We start from the raw sequence: 18,359 nt of genomic DNA, 5'->3' as shown, positions 1-18,359 counted from the left end.
CCTCAGTCCAGCAGTCCCGGCGTTGATACTATGTCGAAGTACGTGAAAACCGGTCCATCTCTGCAGACGTACTTCCAGCTAGTACTCGTTCCGACGTTACAGTGGCCGCACTTGCCTATTCCACACTTCATTTTCCTCTCCAGCGTTACATAGATGTTCTCGGGGCGGTAACCGTAATTGATGAGCGCCTCGAAGACCGCCTTATACATCCTCGGCGGACCGCAGATAGCTATCGCGGTGTTCTTCGGGTTGGTATTGGCCTCGACTATGAACTTCTGAGGCCTTCCATGTCTGCCGGGCCAGTCAGGATCTCTGGTTACGCTCTGAATTATCTGGACGTTCTCGGCCTCTGCGAGATCCTTCATGGCTTCAAGTTCCTTGTAGAAGAGGAGGTCCTTTCCGTAACGGGCGGTGTTGATGAAGGTTATGTTTCCGTACTTCCAGCGGTTGTCCATGGCGTAGAGGAAGACGCTCCTGAGTGGGGCTGTTCCTAATCCTGCGGCGATGAGGAGTAGATCCATCCCTTCCCACTCATCGACAGGGAAGCCGTTTCCGTACGGCCCGCGGACAAGGACAGTGTCGCCCGGCTTGAGCTTGTGAACAACTGTGGTGACTCTTCCCGCCTTTCTGATACAGAGCTCAAAGAATCCTCTCTTCATGGGCGACGAGCAGATGCTTATCGGGACTTCGCCAACACCGGGTATGGTAAGCTGAACGAACTGTCCTGGCTTAAAGGTCCAGTTTTCGGCTATCTCTTGATCTTCAAACCTGAACAGAAATAGCTTCTCTGTTTCTGTTAAACGGTACACTCTGAGAACCTTGACCCTGTCAAGGGCGTAGGGATTGTCGTGACACATGCAGACGTGAGCCTCGTTCATATGTCTTCACCTCTAATGTTGTTGGCATATGCAAAACCTTTCTTTGGAATTTCTTCGCTCAGCTTTGACGGGCAGGATGCATCCTCCAATCCAGCTATAATTCTGAGGTTCTTCACGAAATCAATGCCCGCCGGACAGAAGGCAGTACATCTTCCACAGCCCACACAGAAGTTAATTCCAAGTGTCCAGTGGAAGGACATCTTACAGAGATAGCGGTTTATGAAGCGGTCCTTCTTCGTCGGCCTGAAGTTGTGGCCGCCCGCGACCAGTCCGTGGCTCCTGAACTTACACGAGTCCCAGCGCCTTTCCCTGTATCCCGTGTCTCCGTCGAGGTTGACGATGTCCTGAACCTCATAGCAGCGGCAGGTCGGACACACCGTGCTGCAGTTGCCGCAGGCGAAGCACTTCTCGGCCTCTTTCTCCCAGAGGGGGTGCTCCATCTCCAGCTCAAGGAGGTAGTGGATGTTGTCCCACTCCTCATGATACCTGAAAGCCTGGGCGCGCTTCCTCTCGAACTCTCTGAAGTTGCAGATGTCCTCCTGTGCGACTTCAGTGAAGAGCTTGATGTTCTTGTCGACTATCCTATGACCGGTGGGGGTTCCTATCCTTATCAGCCAGCCGTCAGGGAGCTCGTGGAAGAACAGATCAAAGCCGTCGTGCTCGAAGTCCGTCCTGAGCAGGTTGCAGAAGCAGTACTCGTCGGGCATACAGCTTATACCGATGATTATGCCTTTTTCACGCCTGACTTTGTAGTACTTGTCTGGGTACTCATCCAGATATACGCTGTCGAGTATCTTCAGACCGTAGATGTCGCAGGCGTGGAGACCGAAGAGGACGAAGGGCTCGACTTCGGGGATTACTTCCCTATACTCTGCTTTTGAGATGCTGAACTCGAACATCTTCTCCCTTGGTGCGAAGAAGAACTTCTTCGGCGGCATCAGGGTTCTCGTGTAGTTGAATTCAATCTTTCTGACGTCGTCAATTTCTCTAAAATCATAGAACTGATCGGAAATTTTCACTGGGGCGTACAGCTTTCCGAGGTTTTTTAGTCTTTCTAAAAATTCATATGTATTTTCTTTTGGAAGCTTGACGTATCTCATATTACCACCCCCCCAATGGACATAAACTTACGCGTGCTCATGTTTGTTCCCTCAGTCTCGGCTTGGTAGATAGATAAAAAAGCGTTTTTAAACCCGGAAATTGTAAACCAAAGGTTAAAACTCTTTTGTTTAGTTAGAATTTTAGAGATAACAAAAATGTTAGACGTAATGATGTCCCTTTTAGCGGTTCCGAGAACAATATAAACCATTATAACCCATTCCAAGCCACTATAGTCGTATAAAGTTCCTAATCAACTAATGAAGCAGTGTTGAACCTTTAGTTTGGAAAAGGCCGTTAAAAAAACGTTTTTAAGCAAATTCATTTAACACCTGAATGAACATCTTAGAACATTTAATGTAGGGTGGTGGGTATGGCACAGAATAATTCACTCGTGCTGTATGATGTTCATGAGGCCGTGGATGTGTGTTCAAACGTTGGCTGCGTTAAGACCAAGGCCACTCCATCAAGGCTGCTCTTTGCGGGTTTCATGGCTGGTGCATACATAGCCTTTGGATTCATTTTTGCCATAGTCGCTAGTGCAAGCTTCCATCCAGAGCTGGGCACTTTCCCAAACCTATCTCTCTTCAAACTGCTTCTGGGTGCAGTTTTCCCAGTCGGTCTCATAGCCGTCCTTCTTGGCGGTGCGGACCTCTGGACAGGCAACGCCCATATAGTAACACTTTCGAAAATGACGGGCAGGGCGAGCGTTAAGGATGTGCTCTACAACTGGATCGGCAGCTACACCGGCAATTTCATAGGCTCGGTCTTCTTGGCATTCTTGGCAGTTTACGGAACGGGGCTCATGGCAGGTGGTTTGTTCAAGGACGTTCTGATAGGCGTCGGCAACTACAAGGTGGCGCTCACCCCATGGAAGGCCCTCTGGCTGGGAATAGGCTGTAACTGGCTTGTGAACGTGGCGATATGGCTCTACATTCGCGCCAAAGACACTGCCGGGAAGGTAATCGTAACCTGGTTCCCGATCTTCGCCTTCGTTGCCATAGGTTTTGAGCACAGCATAGCCAACATGTGGGCCATAAGCGCCAGCATATTTGCCTCGGACGGTGCGATAAGCTGGGTCCAGTTCTTCCACAACATAATCCCAGTCACGATAGGAAATGCCATCGGGGGCTTCCTCTTTGTGGGCTTCTACCACTGGTACCTCGCTGACGGTAGAAATGCCATTAAAGAGCTGATTGACTTTGTCGAGGTGCTGGCACTCTTCGTCTTTATCATAGTGCTTATCCCAGCGGGAATAGCCTACGCCCTCAGCGGTCTCGGAAACATTGCCACATGGCTTGTGCCACTCATCATAAGTGTCTATGGAGTTGTGATGACGTATTTAGTAAGGAGAGCGCTGTGAAGGTTCAAAATGAAGATGGGGCGGTGGTGCGGATGGAGGAGTTTAAGATTGGCCTGTGCCCATACTGTGGGATGGGGTGCAGGTTTTACATAAAGACTCTTAACGGGCAGCCCATAGGAATAGAGCCGTATCCCGGTGGTGTTAATGAAGGAAAGCTCTGTCCAAAGGGTGTCGCCGCCGTTGACTTCCTCAGACACAAAGATAGGCTGAAAAAGCCGCTCAAGAGAACTGAAAACGGCTTCGTCGAGATAAGCTGGGAACAGGCGATAAAGGAGATTGCTGAAAAGCTTCTGGAGATACGCGAGAAGTACGGGCCGGATACGTTAGGCTTCTTCTCAAGTGCCCGTTGTTCCAACGAGGAGAACTACCTCCTGCAGAAAATAGCCCGCCTTCTGGGCACCAACAACGTCGACCACTGCGCGAGGCTCTGTCACGCCTCAACGGTCGTCGGTCTTGCTCAGACGGTTGGCGCTGCCGCTCAGAGCGGCTCCTACACGGACATACCCAAGGCTAAGGTACTCCTGATATGGGGATACAACCCGTCAGAAACCCACCCGGTTCTCATGCGCTACATCCTCCGCGCGAGGGACAACGGGGCCAAGATAATCGTCGTAGATCCGAGGAAGACGAGGACTGTCTGGTTCGCCGATATGCACCTCCAGCTTAAGCCTGGAACGGACATAGTCCTAGCCAACGCCATGATGCACGTCATCATTGAAGAAAGGCTCTATGACAGGGAGTTCATCATGAACCGGACGAAGGGCTTTGAGAAGCTCATAGCAGCTGTCCAGAAGTACACGCCAGAATACGCCGAGGAAATAACCGGTGTTCCCGCCAAGCTCATCAGAGAAGCCGCTATAACCTTTGCTACTGCCGGACGGGGCATCGTGATGTGGGCAATGGGACTGACGCAGCACGTCACTGGGGCGGCCAACGTTAAGGCCCTCGCTGATCTGGCTCTGATCTGTGGCTACGTCGGAAGAGAAGGAACAGGTCTCTTCCCGATGCGCGGTCAGAACAATGTTCAGGGAGCATGTGACATGGCAGCCTTGCCAAACGTCTTTCCAGGCTATCAGAAGGTAACTGACGACGAGAAGAGGAAGCACGTGGCGGAAATTTGGGGCGTTGAAGATCTGCCCTCGAAGCCGGGCCTTACTATTCCAGAGATGATTGATGCGGCTGCTAAAGGCGAGTTGAAGGCACTCTACATAATGGGCGAGAATCCGGTCATGAGCGATCCGAACACGAAGCACGTTATCGAGGCTCTCAAGAACCTCGAACTTCTCGTTGTTCAGGATATATTCCTCACCGAAACGGCCGAGCTGGCTCACTACGTGCTCCCAGCAGCCGCATACGCCGAGAAGGAAGGATCATTCACCGCGAGCGAGAGGCGCGTCCAGTGGAACTTCAAGGCGATTGAGCCGCCAGGAGAAGCCAAACCGGACTGGGAGATACTGACGATGCTTGGAAAGGCTCTCGGCCTGCCAAAGTTCGACTACTCAGACGTTGAAGATATTACGAGGGAGATAACCCTCGTTGCTCCGCAGTACCGTGGGATAACCCCCGATAGGCTCAAGCGAGAGGTTATGGGTGTGCAGTGGCCGTGCCCGAGCGAGGATCATTCTGGAACGCCGAGGCTGCATGTCGAGCGCTTCGCCACCCCCGACGGAAAGGCCAACATAATCCCCGTAGAGTTCAAGCCACCTGCAGAAGAGCCCGATGAGGAGTACCCATTCATACTGACGACATTCCGCATCGTCGGCCAGTACCACACACTCACGATGAGTAACAGGAGTGAAAGCTTGAAGAAGCGCTGGTCCAGCCCGTACGCCCAGATAAGTCCGGAAGATGCAAAGAAGCTGGGTATACAGGATGGTGAAATGATAAGGATAGTTACGAGACGTGGAAGCTACACCTGCAGGGCGGTCGTTACTGAAGATGTCTCGGAAGGGGTGATCGCAGTTCCGTGGCACTGGGGGGCCAATATACTCACGAACGATGTCCTCGATCCAGAAGCAAAGATTCCCGAGCTGAAGGTGGCCGCCTGTAGGGTGGAGAAGATTGGGGGGTGCTGAAGATGGAGAAAAAGCTGTTCATAAACCTCGGGCGCTGCATTGCCTGCCGCGCCTGCGAGGTGGCCTGTGAGAAGGAGCACGGAATTTCATTCATCACGGTCTACGAGTTCAGGGACATAGCGGTTCCCCTTAACTGCCGCCACTGTGAGAAGGCTCCGTGTATCGAAGTCTGCCCGACGAAGGCCATCTATCGCGACGAAGATGGCGCAGTTGTGATAGACGAGTCCAAGTGTATCGGCTGCTACATGTGTTCGGCCGTCTGCCCCTACGCGATTCCGATAGTTGACCCGATAAAGGAGCTGGCTGTGAAGTGTGACCTATGTGCCGAAAGAAGGAAGGAGGGCAGAGATCCGCTCTGCGCTGCGGTCTGTCCCACCGATGCGATAATCTACGCTGACCTCAACGAGCTGATGGAAGAGAAGAGGAGGCGCAAGGCCGAGCGCATCGTCGAAGCCCAGAGGAAGGCGGTCGAAACGCTCGCCTACTTCGGGTGATGACGGTGCTGAAGGTGGAGCTCTGTGTGGGGTGCGGGGTCTGTGCAAAGGCCTGCCCCTACTCGGCCATTTCAGTTTTTGAAGATAGTGTGAGGAGGATAGTCTTCGACCCGAAGAAATGCGAAGAATGCTCCTTTGAGTGCAACGAAGCCTGCCCAACGGGGGCGCTGGAAGGGAAGCCAGACAAAGGGAAGCTGGTCTTTGAGTTTGCCTACTGTGCCATCTGCGGGAAAAGGCTCAACGTCGTGAAGGAAGAAGCCGAATATCTCGCAAAAAAGCTGATTGAGCTGGGTGAAAACCCTGAGATTGCCTTTCTCTGTGATGACTGCAAGAGGAAAAGGCTGTTTGGCGTTGCCAACAAATATGAGGCTTACCTGGGGTGATGAGTATGAGCGGGATGAGGTTTGCGTTCCTGTGTAGGGAAAGACCAGAACCAACTGGGAAGAAGATAGCCGTTATCGGAGCCGGACCGGCAGGTTTGGCGGCAACTGGCTACCTTGTCTGTCAGGGTCATGAGGTTCATGTTTACGACAAGTTGCCGGAGCCTGGAGGATTAATGCTATTTGGCATACCAGAGTTCAGGATTCCAATATACCGCGTTAGAGAAGGCTATGAAGAATTAGAACGGGTCTACAATGTCAAGTTCTTCACCAGAACCAAAGTGTACTTCGGGAATCTGGAAGGAGAATCAGGAGACGAATTCGTTGAGAACAGGGTAGACTTCAAGGAACTCGTGGAGAAGTACGATGCGGTACTAATAGCAACAGGAACGTGGAAGTGCTGGATTCCAAACATTGAGGGAGCGGAGCTTGAGGGTGTCTTCCCGGCCCTTGAGTATCTCTTTAGAATAAAGAGCGCCAAGCTCGGCCACATGGATTGGGGCAAGGTCACACCAGTGGAGGGCAAGAAAGTGCTGGTCGTTGGTGCTGGCCACACAGCCGTCGATGCTGCATTGGAGAGCGTTCTCCTCGGAGCGGATAAGGTGTACCTCAGTTACCGCAGGACGATAAGGGAGGCTCCTGCGGGGGCCTACGAGATTAACCTCCTCCAGCAGAGGGGTGTGAAGTGGCTGGAGAGGACGATGCCGGTCAGGATAATAGGTGAGAACGGAAAGGTCAGAGCTGTGGAGCTGGTGAAGACCAAGCTCAGTGAACCCGACGAGAGCGGCAGGAGGAGGCCTGTTCCAGTAGAAGGTTCGAACTTCCAGATAGACGTGGATTATGTCATCTTCGCCGTCGGTCAGAGCCCCACTCCACCCTTCGCAGAAGAGATCGGTATAGCCGTCGATAAGAAGGGCAGGATTGTGGTTGACAGAAGGCACATGACGAGCAGGGAAGGTGTTTTCGCCGCAGGAGACGTCGTTTTAGGCCCGTCAAAGGTTGGTAAGGCTGTTAAGGATGGCCTGTATGCTGCTGAGGCCATGCACATGTGGCTGATGGGGAGGTGATGGGAATGACGAGGAGAATCCTTCACGTTGATTACAGCCTTTGTATTGGTTGTGAGACATGTGAGGCAGTCTGTGACTTCCTCCACGGTGGCAAGCCCAACATAAGGATTTACTACACTGTCACCGGACTTCCGATTCCAATAAACTGCCGCCACTGCGAGAGGGCACCCTGTATGGACGTCTGTCCTGCAGGTGCAATTTACCGCGACAGCGACGGAGCCATCATAATAAACCCTGACAAGTGCATAGGCTGCTACATGTGTCTTGCCGTCTGTCCATTTGGCGTGCCGAGCTTTGACGTCAAGACTAAGGCAGTCACGAAGTGCGATATGTGTGCCGACAGGAGAAGGCTTGGCATGGAACCTGCCTGCGCCGAGATGTGTCCCGCAGAGGCAATATTCTTTGGAAAGCCCGAAGAGGTCGAGGACAGGATAAGACGCAGGACTGCCGAGAGGATAGCACGCGAGAGGATAGCTGCCGTAGACATGGAAGGTGTTGGGAGGATGCTTTAACTACCCATCTGTTTTGACTTTTTCATCGTTTTGTCGGAACTCACAAGTATGGCCTGAAAGTCCTCTGTGTGTTAAATTTAAGTGTTTTAGTTTGTTCAAAAAAGAAAACAAATCTGTGTATTATAATTTCCGTAATATTTTTATGCTTTTGTTTACCATTTTAGTTAAAGAAACTGGGATTTCATTAGACATTTTGTTAAAAACTATTGGTTATGCATTTCTTGTTGTAAAAAGGTTTTTATTCTACCCGAAATAGCTACAAATGAACACATTTGGAGGGATGTACAATGTTGTGGGAGTCCCAGATCCCCATAAATCAGGTGTTCGAACTTCGCTGCAGATCCATGACATACTTCGGTATTGGAGCCATTAACAAGTTCTACGACATAGCCAAGGATCTTAAGGAAAACCGCGGCATAACCAAGGTCATTCTCGTCACTGGAAAGAGTTCATACAAGAAGTGTGGCGCCTGGGACGTTGTCAAGCCCGCCCTTGAGGAGTACGGTATTGAGTACGTCCACTACGATAAGGTCGGCCCAAACCCAACCGTTGATATGATCGATGAGGCCACCCAGCTCGGTAAAGAGTTTGGAGCCCAGGCTGTTATTGGCATTGGTGGTGGAAGTCCAATTGACAGCGCCAAGAGCGTTGCGATTCTGCTGGAGTACACCGACAAGACTGCCAGGGACCTTTACGAGCTTAAGTTCACCCCAACGAAGGCCAAGCCCATCATAGCCGTGAACACGACCCACGGAACTGGAACTGAAGTCGACAGGTTCGCAGTGGCTTCGATTCCGGAGAAGGAGTACAAGCCGGCCATAGCCTACGACTGTATCTACCCACTCTACTCCATCGACGACCCGGCGCTTATGACAAAGCTTCCGGCCGACCAGACTCGCTACGTAACCATTGATGCCCTTAACCACATCACAGAGGCCGCCACCACCAAGTTTGCTAGCCCTTACTCAATACTTCTCGCCCAGGAGACCGCCAGGCTGATATTCGACTACCTCCCAGAGGCCCTGGCTCACCCGGACAACCTGCAGGCCAGGTACTACCTGCTCTACGCCTCCGCGATAGCGGGTATATCCTTCGACAATGGCCTGCTCCACTTCACCCACGCTCTTGAGCACCCGCTCAGCGCCGTAAAGCCAGACCTTCCACACGGACTTGGCCTCGCCATGCTCCTGCCGGCAGTTATCAAGCACATCTACCCGGCCACCGCCAGGATACTCGCCGAGGTCTACAGGCCACTCGTTCCAGAAGCTAAGGGAGTCCCGGGAGAGGCTGAACTCGTCGCAAAGAAGGTTGAGGAGTGGCTCTTCAACATCGGAATCACTCAGAAGCTGATTGACGTTGGCTTCACTGAGGAGGACGTTGATAAGCTCGCCGAACTCGCCATGACCACCCCAAGCCTCGACCTGTTGCTTTCACTTGCCCCGATTGAGGCTACCAAGGAGACCGTCGCGGCCATCTACCGCGATTCACTCTACCCGCTTAACAAGTGAGGTATCTGCTTCACCTCTATTTTTCAATTTTGAGTTCCCTTGTCACTGTGGTCTTTCGTGTTCCCACAAACAATGATGCCGTTTTAGTTATTGACAAAGGTTTCTAATCCTGAACTGCCCATGAAATCACAAGCACGAGCAAGAACGGGGTCCTTCTTGGAATTACTAAGCTTGACGTCCCCTCTGGGGCAAAATACGGTATTGTTATGTTCTCTCCTAGTTTTAAGGTTGGGGATTAATAGGACCTCTCAACGCGCTTAGATCGTCAAGTGAAGGGCATCTCACTCTCCCCTCGCCTTTGCATCAAGGCGGAGGTAGATAAACAACATAAGCATAAATAGGGTTATGTAGTAGCTCGCCTCGAAGGGAACCACTCCCATAAGTCCCAATGTGTATATGAGCGTAAGGATAAGAACGACGACGAGCAGAAGCCTGTAGAACGTTTTCCTCTCCATGTTCCCACCCGGGGGGAATGGGTGGGTGGACTTTTAACCTTTACTAGAATAAATAAAAAGGAGATCAGCCGGAGGCTGAAGAGGCTGCATTGCAAACGAGTGGCTGTGGCTGATAGTTGAAGAGCTCCGGGTGCAGGAACTCGGCTATCTCCTCGAGGCCGTAGACTATTCTTGGACCAGGTCTTGAGACGAGATTGTCGTCGCTGATTGTGTAGACCCTACCGTTCTTCACTGCGTCAGTGTTGGCAAGCTCGGTGTTGCACAGATCCTCGGCAGTTATACCTGCATGGGCTGAAAGAATTATTATCTCCGGGTTTCTCTCGAGCACCTGCTCAAGGCTGACCTGGGCCCAACCGCTCATGTCAGAGAAGATGTTCTCTCCACCGGCGAGCTTTATGAGGTCGTCCTGGAAGGTGCCACTGCCCGGAACATAGAGCGGGTTCCACCAGGTTATGAAGAGCACCTTAGGTTTCTCCTGCCCGTTGACCATTGAGGTGATATAGCTCACCTTCGCCTTCATGTCGGCAACTACCGCCCTCGCCCCTTCCTCACGGTTGGTTATCTCTCCAAGCATCTCTATCTCTATGTAGATGTCGCTGATGTTCTTTGGATCCACTATGACGACGGGGGCTATCTTTTCGAGGTCGCTCAGGATTGGCATCGAGAAGCTGTCTACGAGGATGAGGTCTGGGTTGAGGGATGCTATAATCTCAAGGTTTGCGTACTGGCCATAGCCACCTACACTTGTGATGTTCCTGACGACTGGTGGGAAATCATCGTAGTCTGTAACTCCAACCACCTTATCACCTGCTCCGATGTAGAATAGGCTTTCTGTAATGCTCGGTGCAAGGGAGACTATTCTCATCGGCTCGCTCTCGATAGTAACCTGCCTGCCGGCAAAGTCCGTAACTGTAAGTGGGTATGCCGTCTCGAATGCTTTCGGGTGAAGGAGCTTAGCGAGGGTTTCCAGGCCCCTAACAACCCTTGGGCTCGGGTGAATAAGGTCGTTCTCGTTCTCGATCACGAAGACCTTTCCTTCCTTGGCTGCCTTCGTGTTGGCAAGCTCGCCCTTGTAGACATCTTGGACAGTCATGCCGCAGTGGGGGGTAAGTATTATCACGTCAGGGTCCCTCTCGATGACCTGCTCGATGCTGACGGTCGGCCAGCCTTCAGCGTCTGCGAAGATATTTTCTCCCCCTGCAAGGTTCATGATGTCGCTGATGAAAGTGCCGCCGCCGGCAGTCATAAGCGGGTTGTTCCAAACAACGTAGAAGATCTTAAGCTTGGGTTCATCCTTAACCGCCGAGCTGATGGCGTCTATCCCTGCCTGGAATTCTGCCATTGCGGAAGCGGCGACATCTTCTTTATTAAATACCTTCCCAAGGAGTTCAAGAGCCTTCGGTATGTCATCCAGACTGTGGGGATCAACGACAACAACTGGGGCTATCTTTTCGAGGTCGCTCAGGATTGGCATCGAGAAGCTGTCTACGAGGATGAGATCCGGCTTGAGTGAAGCTATGATTTCGAGGTTCGCGTACTGACCGTAGCCGCCGATCCTGGTTACGTTCGCAACCTCCGGCGGGAAGTCATCGTAGTCTGTAACGCCGACTACCCTGTCGAAGAGACCGAGATAGTAGAGGTCTTCTGTTATGCTGGGCGCGAGGGTAACGACTTTCATTGGCTCATTCTCGATTGTTACTTCTCTGTCTACAAAGTCAGTTATAGTAATTGGATAGTAGGACTTCTCTGTTGCAGTCGTGGTCGTTTCACTCGGGCTCGAGCCCGAAGTGGTCGTTGGGCTAGGGCTCGGGCTTGACGTTTCGCTTGAGGTGGTACTCGGCACGGTCGGAGTGGTGGTTGACCCGTTTGAGCTTATACAGCCGGCCGCTATGACTGCCCCGAGCATTAGGAACATGAGCGAGATGGCGGTCTTTTTCATTGCCATCACCTGGATTATTTGTCCATTAGTGGTTGGGCTAGAGGTATATAAGTTTGTTGGATATTTTGGCCATCTGTGAAAGATCTAAAAAGAAAAGGAACCCTCACTGCTTTCTCATCACGAGGAACGTCAGAATAACTGCTCCAAGAAGCAAAATACCCGCGAGTCCAAGGCCCCATAGGGGTATCCCCCTGGAGTCTTCCGTTGTGGTTGTGAGCGGCGTAGCGTTGTGCGTCGTCGGGGTGACCTTGGGGGTTGTCGTCTTTGGGCTTTCCGTGATCGTGTCGATAGTAATAGTGGTCGTGGTCGTTGTGGCTGCTGTTGCCTCTTCAGCTGGCGTCAGTTTTGACGCCTGCAGGATCACCCAACGGAGCAGGTTGGTGACGAATTGCTGACCGTCGAAGAGGTAGGAACCATAGCGGTTTATCCATATTGGCACAGGACTTCCGTAGGGGCTCTCGGCACTGACTATGAGCAGGCTTTCAGCGCCGTTAGGAAGCTCCACGAACTCGACCGCAAGGAGTGTGAACAGCCCCTTCTCCCAGGTTCTGTAGGCCATTGGCTCGGGGGCGTAGTTGTCCTCTATCATGCCGTTGCCGCTCGTTGTGATGATCCTGTAAACTCCCTCCGGGATTTCTCCAGCCATAAGGCGGTGCCACTTGCCGTTCTCGTCTGTCCATGCTATGACACCGGGCTCATGGAAGAGAACCTTGCCGACCTCCGACTGATAACCTTGATTGAGTATTGATGCATCAGGTGTTCGAAGGTCAACTCTGACGTAGCCGGCCACATAGACGCTCTTCCCGGCGTTGCTGAACGTGTCGGTAGTGGTTGCATAGTCTATCCTGAGTCTGACGTTCGGGATGGCTGAGAGGAGTTTGTTGACGTTGTCTTGGATGTAGGCCCCATCTTTGATGTCTGAGTCACCGGCCACCCAGAGGACTTTCCCTCCCTCGGAGAACCACTTTACTATTGCGTCTATTTCTTCCGGGGAAAGTTCTTCTCTGAGCTGGCCGATTATTAGTATGTCGACGTCTTTCAGGGCTTCATAGGTTATAGTGTAACCTAACCGTCTAACGTTTGCTTTCTCCAGTTCTGAATCATAGCCAAAGTACGCCCAGTCGTACCATGACAGAGTGGGGATAATTCCCTCTGCAACAACATTACCTGTCATAGGGTCAATTATGGGGGTTACCAGTGCAACAGTTCCCTCATTATGGGATACGTCAACGGCTATCATTGTTGCCCCGGCGTGCTCAGAAAATACCACAATGAGAATCAGAATCATAAATAATAACGCCCTTTTCACGGCCATTCCCCCGTTAAGTAATCGGCAGCTCTCATAGTTAGACACCTAATGATAAAATGTTTTCCCCACCTCTAAAAGAGAATAGTGTGAAACGGACTACTCTCTCCCTTTGCCGATCCGGAAAATGTCCACTCTGGTAATGATTCCTTTTATTCTACCCTCTCTGTCCTGAACAAGGACGGCCGGATGCTCCTCGAGGAGATACTTTACGACCTCCAGATCTTCATCCTCGTTCACTATCGGAAACGGCTCCTCCATGACCTCCATGACCTTTCTGTCGTAAATATCCTCATACTCAAGGCTCTGCCTCACAAGGGTTCGCTCCGTGACAGAGCCAACAACCTTGTTGCCAGCTATGACCGGAATTTGCGAGATGTTGTGATCGTTCATAATTCGGATAACGTTTTCAACGCTCTCGTAAGGCTTGACGGAGATAACTGGGGAAGACATCACGTCTTTGGCCCTTAGCTGGGCCTTTTTACACTCAAGAAGGGCCTGAAGAATTCGATTGAAAGTTGACAGTCTGGGATCGACCTTTCCCGCCTCGAGCTTGGCAATATAGGCCTGAGTCACGCCAGCCTTTTCAGCGAGTTCTTCCTGGGTTATCCCTAGCTCCTTTCGAATTCGCCGTATTTCCTTTGGATCGATGGGACGGGGTATTATCACCACAAATAACCACCAGTTATTAATCCCAGTCTGGGAGGTTATAAGCTTTGTCCAGAAGTGTGTTTGACGGTTCAGAAAGGCGTTGAAATGCTGTGGGCCGGGCACAGAGGCCCGCGTTCATTCCCTCACGCGGGTGGATGCTCCCGGCCCTGTGGGCTCGGCGTGAGCACAACCCCATCACCCAGCCCGATACGTCTGGGGTGCGGGTTCGTCCGAGCCCCACGAGGGTACAATTGTACCCTCGCTGTCGGCGATATTCCCTATGCTTCAGGGCTTAAAACCTTGGCGGTTCAGGCAGTGGATATAAGTATGACTCCAAGCACAGCCAGAATGAGACCCTCCAGTATCTTCTTGTTGGGAGGCTCCTTCAGGAGCAAAATTGCCATAGCAGAGGCTATTATTGGATTTATCGCGGATACCGGTGCCGCTATCTGAGAACCCACGAGGTTGACTGAATAGACGAAGAAGTACTGCCCGAGCATGAGCCCGCTGATGGCGGCGCCTATAAGGACAATGGCCTCTTTCTGGGTTATTTCCCTGAGCTCTTTTCCATATCTCGGCAGGAAGAGGGAAATACCTATTGCCGCGAACACCATCCTTATTCCTGCCAGAGAAAGAACGTCTATACTCTGGGTGAGCCAGTCCATGGTCAGTATCGCGAAACTCCATGAAACGGGTGCGAGAAGGGCGAAGACAAATCCTCTGAGGTTTATGTGCTCCTCTTCCTCTGCCTTCCTGACGACGATTATGGCCACAACAACGAGTATGGCGCCGACGATGACCTGTGGGCTTATCTTTCTTCCGAGGAAGAGGGAGGCCCAAAGTATTGTCCAAAGGGGATAGGTTGAGGTTATGGGCACCGTCCTTGAAACACCCATGAGCTTGAGGGCGTTGAAGTAGAAGTAGTCACCTACGACAAAGCCAAACTGTGCCGAGACGAACGCCACCAGAAGGAGCTCTGGCGGAAGCACGGCTATTTGAGAAAAAGTGCCGTTGATGAGAAAGATAACCGCGAACATTATAGAAACGGCATAGAGGCGGAAGATGTTCACCGCCACGGGACTTTTGTTTCTCATACCCACCTTTATTAGTATCGTCGATGCCGCCCATGAGAATGCAGAGGTAATGGCAGCTAGAACTCCAAGGATCAGCGTGTTCATGTGTACATCGAATATATTTCAGCTTAAAAACTTGGCGTTTCGATTGATGACGAAAAGTGGGTGGCTTGCTAAGAGTTATAAGGATATACGACTCTGGTAGTCCAGATGATGACCTCGGCAGAACTGACGTCAGGATGATGACGATCTTGAGTGCTGAAAAGAAAAAGAAATCAACGGATGATAACGTTGAGCCTGCGGAGGGCCATTCCAATTCCGTATTCCCTTGAGACCTCTTTTATGATTCTGTTTACAGTCTCCGCGATGTCCTGGCGTATCTTCTCGTCTGAAACGCCGGAGAACGATCCAAAGAGTCCTCCAACGTTCTCCCTCAGGAAGCTGGCCTCGATGTCGACATAGACCGTTGAGCCCTTGACTTCGTGGTTCATCTTGAGCCACTTGAAGGTGACCCTTGGAACGAGCTTAAGCTCCGTGTGTATTCTGCTTTTCAGGGTCTCCACGGCAGGCTCTATGCGGCCCTTAAGCATGGTCTCCTCGGCTTCCTTCTTCTTCTCCTCAGTGAGTACAGCAAGCTCATCTATTCCGGCCTGCTTGAGGAGCTGCTCAACCTCCTTCTCGAGGAGCTTCTTCTTGGCGAGTACCTCTGCGGCCTTGCCCGAGGTTGCGACAGCGGTAGCTCCAGTGGCCGCCTTGGGTGTGATCGCTGGGGCGATAATCTCCACGTCGATGTTGTGGACGGTGATATAGTGGTTTATGCTCCTGCTCAGCTCCCTAGCGTGCCTCGTGAGAACGTCATTCACTATTCTCTCGACTGCATCCTTTGAGGTTCCCGTCTCAGCAACCATCGAGAGGTTTATCTCGAACTCTCTCCTTCCTTTGACATCGAAGTATGCCTTCGTGACCTTTATTCCGGCGCTCTCGATTTCGGTTATGACAGTTCTGGCGTATGCGCTGAAGTAAGGCCAGACGTCCTCCAGGGCGGACAGGGAGATCTTCCCGTCCTTTGTAACGTTGGCAGTCTTCTTTTTGTCTTTGTCAACGATCTCCTGCGGTTTGACCTCCTGACCGTCGATGACTATGCTAACGTCCCTGATTATCGGCTTGACTTCAGCCTCCCTGAGGAGAACCGGTGCGTATTTGCTGACCGCGTGGAGCATCCTCTTCTCTGCTATCTCGATGTCCCTAGCGCTCCCAGCGGAGGAGCCGTAGATGTGGACATTGAGGTAAACGACACCCTCCCCAACATTTGCGTCAAACTCTATCCTGCTGATCCTTAGACCTTTTATCCTCTTGGCATCCTTTAAGAGATCTTCCGCATATATCTGGAAGGCCTTCTTGGGGAGGGTTCCTCCGGTAAAGTTTATAATCACCTCAGGCTTTCCGGCGGGGGCTGGCTTCGTCTCCTCTTTTATGATCACAGGAGGCTTCTCTTTCACCCCCCCGGCGAGAGCCAGTTTGGGTGCTGGTACGGACTCGGCGGTGGCTATGGCTGCGGTTTCTTTCTTCTCTTCTGTCTTTCCTGGCGGACCTTCTTTGACCTTTCCGAACAGCTCGTTTAGTGGGATTTTTGGAGTTTGAGCGTACACATCAACGTTATCAGCTATCGACAGCTTGATTTCTAGCTCATCTAGAGTATAAACGTCAACGACCATAGGTTTACCGAGGAATGACTTCAACACGCTGATTGCCTCTTCTCCAATCAAGCTCTGTTTCTTGTCTATCAACAGACACTCTGCGGCGAGTATCTTTGACCTGTCGAAGAGAATCGTCATGTAGTATTTTCCGCTCGCGTCTTTGGCGAATATCTTAAGAAACGCCCCGTTGCCTTCTGAGAGGGCTTTCTTGATGAGGTCCCCCAGCTCCCCCGCAGATGTTACTACCATGTTTTCCATGATGGGCTGCTTGTTCGGCAGCTGCATACTCACCACCATTAGCTATATATATCCTTCCACCAAAGAAATCCCGAAGGAATTCACCGTCTTAGTATATCGGCGCTTGTATTTAAACATTATTGTGCAAAAAGGTGAGAAATATGCGGGTGCTGATACTCGGAGGTGGCGCAATCGGCCGCTCGATAGCCGAGTCCCTCAAGGGAGAGTTTGAAATCATAATCATTGAGAAGGACGAACTCCGTGCTAAGGCCCTAGAAGAGAGCGGTTTTCAGGTGATTCAGGGAGATTTCTCATATACGGCCACGCTTCTTAAAGCGGGAATCGAGAAGGCCGAGATGGTTATAATCACAACCATGAACGTGGATACAATCAAGAAGACCGTCTATGTTATCAGAACCAACAACAAAGAAGTTCCAATCATTACCATTCTCCCCGATGAGGTGAGCCTCGAAGAGCTTGTCTCCCAGATAAACGAAGAGTTTGAGGCCGAGATCAAGGTGGACTACGCTATCTCTCCGAGAAGTGCCCTCAAGGATGCCATGGTGAGAACCGTCGAGATGCTCGGAGAGAAGAAGAACGCCAATTTACTCGTTAAGAAGCTCAAGGAACTTAAGAGCAGGGGGGACTCTCTCCTTATCGTCATACACGACAATCCTGATCCCGATGCCATAGCCAGCGCGACCGCTTTGAGCGTCATAGCCCAGACCCTCGGATTCAAGACCCAGATAGTCTATGGTGGCGAGATAACTCACCATGAAAACAGGGCTTTCGTCAACCTCCTCGGGATAGATCTGAGAAAGATATCCCGCGGCTCCTACGAGCTGAAGCGCTATCCCTTCATAGCCCTCATTGACTGCCAGCCCAACGGAAACCTGACGATACTCGACCAAGGCGACTACGAAAAAATAAAGATTCTCATTGACCACCACCAGATACTCCAGCACCTCAAGGAGCTTCTTCCGGAGGATGCGTTCCTCGACATAAGGCCAGAGGTCCATTCGTCCTCCGCTATACTCGCGGAGTACCTTAGAATGCTCAACATTTCGGTCAACCCTGTCCTTGGGACTGCACTCTTCTATGGCATTTACATCGACACCAAGAAGTTCTCGAAGCTCAGCCACGTCGATTTGAAGGCCATCGAGTTCTTGGCTGGAAAGGTGGACTATGAACTCCTCGATAAGATAGAGCACCCAGATATAAGCACAGAGACAGCCGAGATACTCGCTAAGGCCATAATGAACAGGCGCATCTACAAGAACGTGGTCATTTCGAACGTCGGATTCATCACCAACCGCGACGCCATAGCGGAATCGGCGGACTTCCTCCTGAGGCTCGAGGGAATAACCACGGTCCTCGTCTTCGGCATCGTTGACGACAGGATAGAGATTTCAGCCAGAACGCGCGACGTTAGGGTGAACATAGGTGCGGTCCTCAGGGAGGCCTTCGGAGACATAGGAAGCGGTGGCGGTCATGCTCAGTCCGGCGGTGCCAGAATTCCGCTAGGAATCTTCAAGCTAGCCAAGGACAAGAGCTCCCTCCTGAGGCTGGCGGAAGAGGCAATAACAGAAAAGTTCCTAGAGGCGCTAAAAGTTAAAGAGGCTTAGC

16 protein-coding genes are annotated in these 18,359 nt (G+C 51.6%); 8 read left to right on the top strand and 8 right to left on the bottom strand.

Annotated features, from left to right (window positions below; translation table 11 throughout):
• Positions 1–2: 2 nt before the first annotated feature.
• Both hydG and hydB read right to left on the bottom strand, forming a co-directional pair.
• On the bottom strand, positions 3–878 hold the full coding sequence (gene hydG / locus E3E33_RS08700) for an NADPH-dependent hydrogenase/sulfhydrogenase 1 subunit gamma (RefSeq protein WP_012571495.1): 876 nt from the start codon (positions 876–878) through the stop codon (positions 3–5).
• Positions 875–1,978 carry an NADPH-dependent hydrogenase/sulfhydrogenase 1 subunit beta gene (gene hydB / locus E3E33_RS08695; protein ID WP_012571496.1) on the bottom strand — a complete coding sequence of 368 codons (1,104 nt, stop codon included), beginning with the start codon at positions 1,976–1,978 and terminating at the stop codon, positions 875–877. The genes hydG and hydB overlap by 4 nt, the downstream gene beginning before the upstream one ends.
• A gap of 371 nt (positions 1,979–2,349) precedes the next feature.
• On the opposite strand from hydB, the gene E3E33_RS08690 reads away from it, so the two are divergent.
• The 7 genes from E3E33_RS08690 (at position 2,350) to E3E33_RS08660 (ending at position 9,375) form a co-directional block, all read left to right on the top strand.
• Positions 2,350–3,339 (top strand): formate/nitrite transporter family protein, encoded by a 990-nt coding sequence (locus E3E33_RS08690; protein ID WP_167710696.1) that lies wholly within the window; start codon positions 2,350–2,352, stop codon positions 3,337–3,339.
• 32 nt (positions 3,340–3,371) lie between these two features.
• The gene (gene fdhF, locus E3E33_RS08685; RefSeq protein WP_167710695.1) at positions 3,372–5,414 is read left to right on the top strand and encodes a formate dehydrogenase subunit alpha; all 2,043 of its coding nucleotides are present in this window, start codon (positions 3,372–3,374) and stop codon (positions 5,412–5,414) included.
• Between the two features lie 2 nt (positions 5,415–5,416).
• Positions 5,417–5,908, top strand: coding sequence for a 4Fe-4S dicluster domain-containing protein (locus E3E33_RS08680; protein WP_012571499.1), 492 nt, complete (start codon positions 5,417–5,419; stop codon positions 5,906–5,908).
• Positions 5,908–6,291, top strand: coding sequence for a 4Fe-4S dicluster domain-containing protein (locus tag E3E33_RS08675; RefSeq protein ID WP_206203328.1), 384 nt, complete (start codon positions 5,908–5,910; stop codon positions 6,289–6,291). The genes E3E33_RS08680 and E3E33_RS08675 overlap by 1 nt, the downstream gene beginning before the upstream one ends.
• Positions 6,292–6,296: 5 nt before the next feature.
• Positions 6,297–7,355 carry an FAD-dependent oxidoreductase gene (locus E3E33_RS08670; protein ID WP_167710694.1) on the top strand — a complete coding sequence of 353 codons (1,059 nt, stop codon included), beginning with the start codon at positions 6,297–6,299 and terminating at the stop codon, positions 7,353–7,355.
• A gap of 5 nt (positions 7,356–7,360) precedes the next feature.
• On the top strand, positions 7,361–7,867 hold the full coding sequence (locus E3E33_RS08665) for a 4Fe-4S dicluster domain-containing protein (protein WP_012571502.1): 507 nt from the start codon (positions 7,361–7,363) through the stop codon (positions 7,865–7,867).
• 287 nt (positions 7,868–8,154) lie between these two features.
• Positions 8,155–9,375, top strand: a complete 1,221-nt coding sequence (locus E3E33_RS08660) for an iron-containing alcohol dehydrogenase (RefSeq protein ID WP_206203329.1) — start codon at positions 8,155–8,157, stop codon at positions 9,373–9,375.
• A 281-nt stretch (positions 9,376–9,656) separates the two neighbouring features.
• On the opposite strand, the gene E3E33_RS08655 is transcribed toward E3E33_RS08660, so the two are convergent.
• From E3E33_RS08655 to E3E33_RS08630, 6 genes are all read right to left on the bottom strand, one after another.
• A complete protein-coding gene (locus E3E33_RS08655) occupies positions 9,657–9,830 on the bottom strand; it encodes a hypothetical protein (protein ID WP_012571504.1) in 174 nt (57 codons plus the stop codon).
• A 64-nt stretch (positions 9,831–9,894) separates the two neighbouring features.
• The gene (locus E3E33_RS08650) at positions 9,895–11,775 is read right to left on the bottom strand and encodes a helical backbone metal receptor (protein ID WP_342764284.1); all 1,881 of its coding nucleotides are present in this window, start codon (positions 11,773–11,775) and stop codon (positions 9,895–9,897) included.
• 97 nt (positions 11,776–11,872) lie between these two features.
• A complete protein-coding gene (locus E3E33_RS08645) occupies positions 11,873–13,009 on the bottom strand; it encodes a GldG family protein (protein WP_240912067.1) in 1,137 nt (378 codons plus the stop codon).
• Between the two features lie 165 nt (positions 13,010–13,174).
• A complete protein-coding gene (locus tag E3E33_RS08640) occupies positions 13,175–13,747 on the bottom strand; it encodes a CBS domain-containing protein (protein WP_167710693.1) in 573 nt (190 codons plus the stop codon).
• Between the two features lie 287 nt (positions 13,748–14,034).
• A complete protein-coding gene (locus tag E3E33_RS08635; RefSeq protein WP_167710692.1) occupies positions 14,035–14,904 on the bottom strand; it encodes a DMT family transporter in 870 nt (289 codons plus the stop codon).
• 170 nt (positions 14,905–15,074) lie between these two features.
• On the bottom strand, positions 15,075–16,781 hold the full coding sequence (locus tag E3E33_RS08630; RefSeq protein WP_167710809.1) for a hypothetical protein: 1,707 nt from the start codon (positions 16,779–16,781) through the stop codon (positions 15,075–15,077).
• Between the two features lie 113 nt (positions 16,782–16,894).
• Here E3E33_RS08630 and E3E33_RS08625 point away from each other — a divergent pair, with 113 nt between their 5' ends.
• Positions 16,895–18,358 (top strand): DHH family phosphoesterase, encoded by a 1,464-nt coding sequence (locus E3E33_RS08625; protein ID WP_167710691.1) that lies wholly within the window; start codon positions 16,895–16,897, stop codon positions 18,356–18,358.
• Position 18,359: the final 1 nt, after the last annotated feature.

The sequence above is a fragment of the Thermococcus sp. GR5 genome (assembly GCF_012027535.1).
GTDB lineage: Archaea > Methanobacteriota_B > Thermococci > Thermococcales > Thermococcaceae > Thermococcus > Thermococcus onnurineus.
Note: the sequence above shows the minus strand (reverse complement) of the source record. Positions and strands in the feature narration are given on the sequence as shown.

Coding starts and splice junctions, on each gene's coding strand:
- E3E33_RS08635 (WP_167710692.1), bottom strand. CDS start 14,904: ATGAACACGCTGATCCTTGGAGTTCTAGCTGCCATTACCTCTGCATTC.
- E3E33_RS08680 (WP_012571499.1), top strand. CDS start 5,417: ATGGAGAAAAAGCTGTTCATAAACCTCGGGCGCTGCATTGCCTGCCGC.
- E3E33_RS08660 (WP_206203329.1), top strand. CDS start 8,155: ATGTTGTGGGAGTCCCAGATCCCCATAAATCAGGTGTTCGAACTTCGC.
- E3E33_RS08650 (WP_342764284.1), bottom strand. CDS start 11,775: ATGGCAATGAAAAAGACCGCCATCTCGCTCATGTTCCTAATGCTCGGG.
- E3E33_RS08690 (WP_167710696.1), top strand. CDS start 2,350: ATGGCACAGAATAATTCACTCGTGCTGTATGATGTTCATGAGGCCGTG.
- E3E33_RS08625 (WP_167710691.1), top strand. CDS start 16,895: ATGCGGGTGCTGATACTCGGAGGTGGCGCAATCGGCCGCTCGATAGCC.
- fdhF (WP_167710695.1), top strand. CDS start 3,372: ATGGAGGAGTTTAAGATTGGCCTGTGCCCATACTGTGGGATGGGGTGC.
- E3E33_RS08675 (WP_206203328.1), top strand. CDS start 5,908: ATGACGGTGCTGAAGGTGGAGCTCTGTGTGGGGTGCGGGGTCTGTGCA.
- E3E33_RS08665 (WP_012571502.1), top strand. CDS start 7,361: ATGACGAGGAGAATCCTTCACGTTGATTACAGCCTTTGTATTGGTTGT.
- E3E33_RS08630 (WP_167710809.1), bottom strand. CDS start 16,781: ATGCAGCTGCCGAACAAGCAGCCCATCATGGAAAACATGGTAGTAACA.
- E3E33_RS08645 (WP_240912067.1), bottom strand. CDS start 13,009: ATGATAGCCGTTGACGTATCCCATAATGAGGGAACTGTTGCACTGGTA.
- E3E33_RS08670 (WP_167710694.1), top strand. CDS start 6,297: ATGAGCGGGATGAGGTTTGCGTTCCTGTGTAGGGAAAGACCAGAACCA.
- hydG (WP_012571495.1), bottom strand. CDS start 878: ATGAACGAGGCTCACGTCTGCATGTGTCACGACAATCCCTACGCCCTT.
- E3E33_RS08655 (WP_012571504.1), bottom strand. CDS start 9,830: ATGGAGAGGAAAACGTTCTACAGGCTTCTGCTCGTCGTCGTTCTTATC.
- hydB (WP_012571496.1), bottom strand. CDS start 1,978: ATGAGATACGTCAAGCTTCCAAAAGAAAATACATATGAATTTTTAGAA.